The sequence below is a fragment of the Caballeronia sp. NK8 genome, from assembly GCF_018408855.1.
Taxonomy (GTDB): domain Bacteria; phylum Pseudomonadota; class Gammaproteobacteria; order Burkholderiales; family Burkholderiaceae; genus Caballeronia.
On the sequence record NZ_AP024327.1, the window covers coordinates 664,058 to 671,923 of the forward strand.

Here is a 7,866-nt window from a genome sequence, read left to right on the forward strand (position 1 = left end):
TTGTGTCCCTCAGACAGCGGCAGTTTTGCCAGTCGACCGACTTGCCGTCCTTAGCTAAATGCTTAACTGCCTTTATATATGTGTTGTGAGCCGGCGTTTATTGAAGTGATGAAAAGTCCTTTCACATGGTGCCGGCGAAGAAAGACTAAAGTCTGGGGAAAGTGCGTGCGGTGCGCTATCGCACACAGTTGCGACAGCTAATTAATGCGAGGAGATTTGAACGGCTGTGCCGGAGACGGCGTGCCCGGGTGGCTCGTCGCCGCTATCGGGGAAATGCCTAAGCTTTTGATCGGACGAAGAAAATACGACGAATCAGGGTGCTTCGTCGCGGCGCACGGCGACCTCGCGCCACTTGCGATACCACGTGGGCCGCCTGTGACCCGCCTCTTCGTCTGCCTTATGTTTTGAGGACGGCGCGAATATGATTTCGAGCACGGCCAGCAATGCCAGACCGATTATTGCGAAAAAGACAATTGCGCCGATGACACCGACCACAGACATGCTTCCTCCGCGCTTGCCGTGTTATATCAAGCTTTTGATAAAACACGCCGCTGAAAGTTTTGACGGAAAGAATTTTTTGTTTATTACTAATTCTATCACACAGCGAATCCGCCAATTTTCCGTGCGATGGTCACCATGTATGATTTTCAGACGGCGCTCATCGGTGCAAAGCCCTGAACAGAAGGGTGAAAGCACCTCTGTTCCGCTGACCGAACGAGGGCCGTGGCCAATCGCGTCGGGGTTTCGTCGATGACTCCGCGATGCCGCGAGATCAGCCCGGTCTCGGAAACCGATACGGGCTTTTAATCCCTTACAGGTTTTCGAAAGGGAGATTGCGCGACCGGAATGAATTACGTCCGATATGGACGTATGTTAGACAGCCGCAAGCCCATTTCTCGAAGAGTTTCAGTTGCTACTCGAAACACCCTGATTCAGGCGATCCGTTCTCCCTCCGCCTCTTTGTCCGAGGACGTCAAGAGAATGTCCGCTACCGCCAACAGCGAAAGGCTGATCACGGCGACGAAGCCGACCGTGCCGGCGAACATGCTGACGAGCTTCATGGTTTCCTCCGCCATCCGAAAGGGCGAATGCAGCCGTGCTCACGCTTCGCGGCGATTCGTCGGATCGTACAACGGGCGCCAGCGGCCGCTCCATCGGTAGCATAGGCGCAACTTCGCCGAAAAAGTATTCATTTCGCAGCGAAATACGCGCTCGCCCCTTTTCGGCAGACGAGAAGGGGGATGGTCCGGTCGTCTATATCAGCTCATGTCAGCGCCAGCGCCTGCCAGTTCCCGTCGAGACATCCTGTTGCGCGCCGTTGTGACTCCACGCCGACCGCGTGTCGCGCGCGCTGCCGCCGATCGCGCGATTCAGAATGGCCCGCGTGCCCGGCGTGGTGCCGAGGTGAGCCAGTTGCGACGCCTCGACCCATGACAGGTCGCGAAACCGGCCGCCCGCTTCCGGACGCGGTTGCGCGTCGTCCGGTATCGCGATGCGAAACACATGGTGCAAGTGATGCGCCGAAGGCTGCTGAAACAGGAAGGCTGCGGCGCTCGCCGCGACGCCGGTGTCTTCGTGCAGCGCCCGGATCGCTGCAACGATGGTCAATTCTTCATGTCCTACTGTCCCGCCCGGAAGCAGCCACGGACCGCCGCGCTCCCGAACCAGAAGCACTGACTGGTGACGTACCAGCAGCACTGTCGCTCGATCTCTCATCCCCGTCTCCGTGATGCACCCGAGTTCGATATCGAACCGAAGACGCGATCCGGCGCTGCGATGTGCCGTTTTTTCCATTTCGCAGACGATTGGATCGGAACTTTGAACCGGTGTGCACACACGATCTTCACAGTCTTCGGCACGCTGCGCAATCCGTGGAGGGCCCACGTAAGTGCGTAGTCCCACACGCAGCGTGCGTTCGACGGAGGTGCGGAGAGGCTGCGGCCGCGCGTACTGCTTCGAACGCGCGGCCGGAGTCAGGTCGATGGCGACGTCATCGACCGAGGGCGGGATCGCTCATGCTGTCGCGGCCCGTCTCGACGTGACCGGCGAGGCGTCGCAGAAACGCGCGATCGGTGTCGACCCTGATTTCGACGTCGTACCAGCCGTGCGCGTCGCGCAGATCGAGATAGACCTGCTCGGTGTCGCCGCCCCGCACGCGCCGCGTGATCGTCTTCGACGGATCGTAGGCATTGGTCACGCTGAAGGTGCACGCGGCCGTCCCGCGATTTTCGAGGCGCAATTGCAGATTGCCGTTCGCAACGTCGTAGCCCTCTCTGACTTCCGGCGCGGCCTGTTCGCGCGACCACCAGCCATGCTGCTGCGCGCCGGCCTTTCCCGCGATCCGTCGGAGGAAACCGTTCGGACCGTGTACGACGAAATCGAAGCTGCCGTCCGGATTCGCCGCGACGCGGTCCGCAAGACGCTTGCGGGCTTCGACCGTATAGGTGCGCGGCGCCTCCGTGCTGGCGTTGCGATAGAGCAGAAAGACCGCGCCCGCGCTGCCCGTATTGACGAAATCGAACGAAACTGCCTCTTTCGACGCATCCGCGCGCGTCCGCACGAAAAGCTCGTACGGCAAGGCGCGCGCGGGGCGCACGCCGGACTCCTGCTTCGGCATCGTCTGCGCGACGGGCGGCACGGGCACGTAGTCCTGATGCCGCAGCTTGTCGGGCGGAAAGTAGCCGCTCGTTGCCGGCAACTCGGGCATCGCGCTGTTCGGATTGCGGAAATCGAAGGCGGAGGTCAAATCGCCGCTGATCGCCCGACGCCACGGCGAGATGTTCGGCTCGGCCAGATCGTGCGCGCGGCCGAAGCGCTTCTGGATGAAGCGGATCACCGAGGTATGGTCGAAGGTCTCGGAGCAGACCCAGCCGCCCTTCGACCACGGCGACACGACGAGCATCGGTACGCGCGCGCCCAGGCCGTAGGGGCCGCTCGCGTACTTCGCGCTGCCCGCGAAGATCTCGGCGCTCGTATCGACGGTCGAAAGACCGTTGGCGCTCGACGTCGGCGGGAACGGCGGCACGAGGTGATCGAAGAAGCCGTCGTTCTCGTCGTAATTGATGAGCAGCGCCGTCTTGCTCCACACATCCGGATTCGATGTCAGCACCTGCAAGACCTGATCGACGTACCAGGCGCCATAGTTCGCCGGCCAGTTGGGATGCTCGGAGAACGCTTCGGGCGCGACGATCCACGAGACTTGCGGCAGCGTGCCGCTCGCAACGTCGCGCTTGAGGATCGCGAAGTAGTCGTCGCCGGCGGCCGCGTTGGTGCCGCGCCGCGCCTTTTCGTAGAGCGGGCTGCCGGGCTGCGCGTTCTGATATTGCGTGAAGTAGAGCAGCGAGTTGTCGCCGTAGTTGCCGATGTAGGCGTCGTTGGTCCAGCCCCACGAATTTTTCGCGTCGAGCCCGGTGCCAATGTCCTGATAGATCTTCCACGAAACGCCCGCGCGCTCCAGCACTTCGGGAAACGTGGACCAGCCGTAGCCCGCTTCCGCATTGTCGACGACCGGACCGCCACCCGCGCCGTCATTGCCGACATAGCCGGTCCACATGTAGTAGCGGTTCGGATCGGTCGATGTGTTGGTCGAGCAGTGGTAGGCGTCGCAAATCGTGAACGCGTCGGCGAGCTGATAGTGGAACGGGATGTCGTCGCGCTTCAGGTACGCCATCGTCGTCGTGCTCTTGAACGGTACCCACTGGTCATACAGTCCGCCGTGAAACGCGCCCTGCCCGCTCACCCAGTCGTGCGGCAGGTCCTGCAGGAACTGCAGGCCGAGGTTCGACGCGCCCGGATGAAACGGCAGCACCTCGCCCGCGCCTGCCGCGATCGGCTGGTTGAAGACCGGCTTGCCGTTCGGCAACGTCACCGCGCTCTTGTCGCCGAAGCCGCGCACGCCGCGCAAGCTGCCGAAGTAATGGTCGAACGAGCGATTCTCCTGCATGAGCACGACGATATGCTCGATGTCCTCGATCGATCCATGCCGGTTGTTCGCGGGAATCGCGAGCGCCTGGCGGATGCCGAGCGGCATCACGCTCAACGCGGCGCTCGCGCCTGCGGCCTCGACGGCCATGCGCAGAAAGTCACGACGGTTCTTGTTTTTCATTTGTTTCGCGGGGGGAAGTGAAGAGGAAAGGTCAGTCGACCGTGTGAATCACGGGTATCGCGAGCGGCTCGGACGCAGTCCGTGCCAAGGCGGGTCGCGTGGGTTGATCGGATGCGCCGTTTGTGGCTTGCCTGGCCCAGTCCTGGAGTTCGCTCGTTGCGGGTACGACGGACGGCTCGCTGCGCGCCGCGTCGACTGATGAGGACGACTCCGGTTCCGGCTTGCTACAGGCGCAAACGATTGCGCAGGCGCAGACGATGAATCGCGCCACGATGACGTGGCGGCTCGGAACAATCGACATCGGGAATCTCCGGCTTCAGTCGTGCAGATGAACGCAGCGCTGCGAAGCTTAGCCACGGCTTGTGTAAGCAATGTGACCGGAGCGCGATACCATAGGGCGACATGACATCGAGAGGACGACAAGAGCGTGATACAGCGTGACGATGCAGGCGCAGAGCTTCCAAGGAACCACACGGCAGATATCCGATCCGATGATTCCGAACGCCGGCAAGCGCTCATGCTCGCGATGGCGCTGTCGCTTGGCAGCGCCATCGCGCTCGGGCTCGCGCGCTTTTCCTACGCGCTGCTGCTGCCGCCCATGCGCCTTGACCTCGCGTGGAACTTCGCGCAAGCCGGCGCGATGAACACGGCCAACGCGTTCGGCTATCTGCTCGGCGCGCTCGCGTTCTCCCGACTGTCGATGCGCGTGGCGTCGCGAACATTGTTCGTCGCCGGTTGCGTTCTGACGGCCGTGCTGATGGCGGCGAGCGGCGCAACGGTCGATACTGACGCCCTGCTCGCGCTGCGCGTCGCGACGGGCATCGGCAGTGCGTTGATCTTCGTGAGTGGTGGCGTGCTGGCGGCACGGCTCGCGTCGACGTCGCCGCGCGACGCGGGGCTCGTGATCGGCCTTTATTACGGCGGCACCGGCTGGGGCATCGTGATTTCGTCGGTGGTGGTTCCGCTTGCGGTGCTGCCCGTCACGCACGGCTGGCGCTTCGCATGGCTCGCTCTCGCCGTGGCGTGTGCCGCGTTTTCCGGCATCGCGGTCTGGGCCGCGCGCCGGATCGAAACCGCGCACGCGCATCCGACGGCGCGTCACGGCGCGCACGCTTCATCGGGCGTCGTGGTGCAAAGACGGCGCTTCGCGCTCGTGCTCGCCGGTTATGGATGCTTCGGGATCGGCTATATCGGCTACATGACCTTTATCGTCGCCCTGCTTCGCAACGCGGGCATGAGCGCCGGCGTGGTGAGCGGCTTCTATATTCTTCTGGGCGTGGCGACGGTCGTATCGGCGCGGATGTGGTCGGGGCTACTCGATCGCATGCGCGGCGGACAGGCGCTCGCGATCCTCAACGCGCTGCTCGCGGCCGCGACGGTCATCCCCGCGCTGCTCGCGCATCCGCTGGCGGCGTTCGTTTCCGGTACGCTGTTTGGGGCGACGTTTTTGTCCGCGGTGGCGTCGACCACGGCGTTCGTTCGGCACAACCTGCCGGCCAGTCAATGGCCGCGAGGAATCAACGCCTTCACGATCGTGTTCGCGCTCGGACAGATCGTCGGACCGGTGGTGATCGGCCGGGTTTCGGACAGCGTGGGGCTGACCCGCGGGCTCGTCTATTCGGCGCTCGTGCTCGCGGCGGGCGCGTTGCTCGCGGGTTGCCAGAAGCCTCTGTATAAGCAGGATTCCGAATGAATTTGTGACGTCCGGACGATCAGAGTGCGCTGCCTGCGCGCGCTTTCTTCATCTTGACGTAGACATGGGCGCAGAAGGCATCGGCGACCACGCGATTGACCGTGAGAATGTTGTCGGCGCTCAGGCTCTCGCGTGACAACCCCTGCTTTTCGATGAGCCGCTGCGGAATCAACTGGCTGACGAACGACTGACACAGTTCCTTGCGCGCCGGCGTATCGACCGACTCGAAGTACTCGCGCCCCGCCTTGATCTCTTCGCTCATCTTGGCCTTGGCGGTATCGTTCTGGGCCTGGATGCTGGCTTCGAGATGCGCCTGCGCCGTGTCACGTGAACGACGCTCTTTCTTGTCGTCCTCCAGTTGCTTCGTCTTGATGGACGCCATCTTCCGGTCCGCGTCGCCGATCCGGTAGCCGCCTTCCAGCGCCTTGAAAAGATACCCGCGCGGACTGACCGTCACCTTGCCTTCGTTGAGCTTGAAACGCGTGTATTCAATGGCCTGTTCGAGCCGTTCATCGGTCCAGACGTCGCGGCGCTTCGCGAGACGCTCGAAATCGGGCGTGTCGAAGGCGAATTCGTTGTGCAGCAGGAGGTACATCGAATCCTGAATGCCGGCGCGCGCGGCATCCGCGCCCTGCTTCTTGGTGAAGCGAAAGCGGATTTTCAGCTTCTCGGCCGGGACGCGGTCGGCATTCGGCTCCCAGCTCACATCGAAATCCGAGACTTCGTTGAGCTGGTCGATGGCAGGCTCGAGAAAGCGCTTCTTGAACTCCTTCACTTCCTTGCGCGATTCGCCGACCTTCCCCGGCCACTCCAGCACGTCTTCGTACGCGAACCACTCCGTCACGCCGTGACCTTCGCATGGAATGAGGCGGTCGTAGATCGCGCGGGCGAGGGAAAGCGAAAAAGCCGTCGATGCGCGCAGGCTCAGCCAGTGCGCCTTGTACGGACTGATCAGATACTTGATGACGCGGCCCGCCAGCAGGATGCAAACGACATTGCGCTCGATATAGCAGTCGCCCAGCAGACTGATGGTGCCCCACGAGTCTTTTTCAGTGAGTTCTTCGATGGACGGCGCCGTCATGATTTCGACACGCGCGCGGGCCGCGGCTCTCATCTGCGCGATGAGGTGACTGTGGTTGCGGCTGTCGTACCGCATCAGCCATTTGAAGTAGTTGATGTCGGCGGTAAAGGTGTAAACCTTGTCGTCGATCAGCTCTTCGGGAGACTTGGTCGCGACGATGAAGTAGGCTGCATCGAGTACGCGCCGCGCGGCGATACCGAGGCCGCCGACACGCGTGAAGATGTTGTTGCGCAGGAAACCGATGTCCCTCGTCGACTCGCAGATGGCCGAGCCTTGGCCGGACATATCTTCGTAGATGTCCAGCGCGAGCTGCTGCGGGGTTACAGAGAGGTCTTGGTTTTCCATACATCGATTCACTTCGGTCCCCGGCACTCTAACAGGCGAGTCAGGGGTGTCAACACAAAAACCACCCCGCTTTTTCTTCGAGCTTAGCCGCACAAAAACCGCCCCGAGTTTGTACGTCGATCACAATTTCCACCCCGCTCGACACAATTTCCGTCTCCGCGCGCCCAACTTGCGCACCGGTCAGCACAAAAACCGTCCCGTGCGTCACAAAAACCGTCCCTATCCACAGGCTCGGACGTTGATTCAAAAGGAAAACTGCAGTGCTGTTTGTAGGTGTGCGGGTCTAGGTTTACAAAAAACCAAACGAACGATACTGGGAGTATACCTCCTGAAATCCTTGAACTGTATCTAAGCTATTGAATATATGGAGGAAAATTTAGAGGGCACGTCTGCACAAAAACCGCCCTTGGGGTGGTTTTTGTGCAGAGAATATGACGCGCGACGCGGCTGCCTGATCTGCTTAGGCAAATAGAGTCGTTCGAATCAATACATCTGCACTTCGAAGCAGAAGGAAATCGATTCAAAATCAACGAAATGCCGCGCAAAGAGCTGCCGAATGGTTAAATCTCCGCGCACTAGGAGCTTGTTTACGCGTATTCGTGTATTCTGCGCTTCGGCGTCAATACTTGGAGAAAGCGCAGA

6 protein-coding genes are annotated in these 7,866 nt (G+C 61.4%); 1 reads left to right on the plus strand and 5 read right to left on the minus strand.

Annotated features, from left to right (window positions below):
* Positions 1 to 312: 312 nt before the first annotated feature.
* The 4 genes from NK8_RS40705 to NK8_RS40715 form a co-directional block, all read right to left on the minus strand.
* Positions 313 to 501 carry a hypothetical protein gene (locus NK8_RS40705; RefSeq protein WP_162069408.1) on the minus strand — a complete coding sequence of 63 codons (189 nt, stop codon included), beginning with the start codon at positions 499 to 501 and terminating at the stop codon, positions 313 to 315.
* A 431-nt stretch (positions 502 to 932) separates the two neighbouring features.
* Entirely contained in the window at positions 933 to 1,061 is a 129-nt protein-coding gene (locus NK8_RS43530; RefSeq protein WP_301549928.1) for a hypothetical protein, read from the minus strand.
* A gap of 208 nt (positions 1,062 to 1,269) precedes the next feature.
* Complete coding sequence (locus NK8_RS40710) at positions 1,270 to 1,716, minus strand: NUDIX domain-containing protein (RefSeq protein ID WP_213234278.1); 447 nt, start codon at positions 1,714 to 1,716, stop codon at positions 1,270 to 1,272.
* A 274-nt stretch (positions 1,717 to 1,990) separates the two neighbouring features.
* Positions 1,991 to 4,105 (minus strand): phosphocholine-specific phospholipase C, encoded by a 2,115-nt coding sequence (locus NK8_RS40715; protein ID WP_213234279.1) that lies wholly within the window; start codon positions 4,103 to 4,105, stop codon positions 1,991 to 1,993.
* 517 nt (positions 4,106 to 4,622) lie between these two features.
* Here NK8_RS40715 and NK8_RS40720 point away from each other — a divergent pair.
* Entirely contained in the window at positions 4,623 to 5,798 is a 1,176-nt protein-coding gene (locus NK8_RS40720; protein ID WP_225936661.1) for a YbfB/YjiJ family MFS transporter, read from the plus strand.
* A gap of 19 nt (positions 5,799 to 5,817) precedes the next feature.
* Here the strand turns inward: NK8_RS40720 and NK8_RS40725 are convergent, their stop codons facing one another.
* On the minus strand, positions 5,818 to 7,224 hold the full coding sequence (locus NK8_RS40725; protein ID WP_213234280.1) for a replication initiation protein: 1,407 nt from the start codon (positions 7,222 to 7,224) through the stop codon (positions 5,818 to 5,820).
* Positions 7,225 to 7,866: the final 642 nt, after the last annotated feature.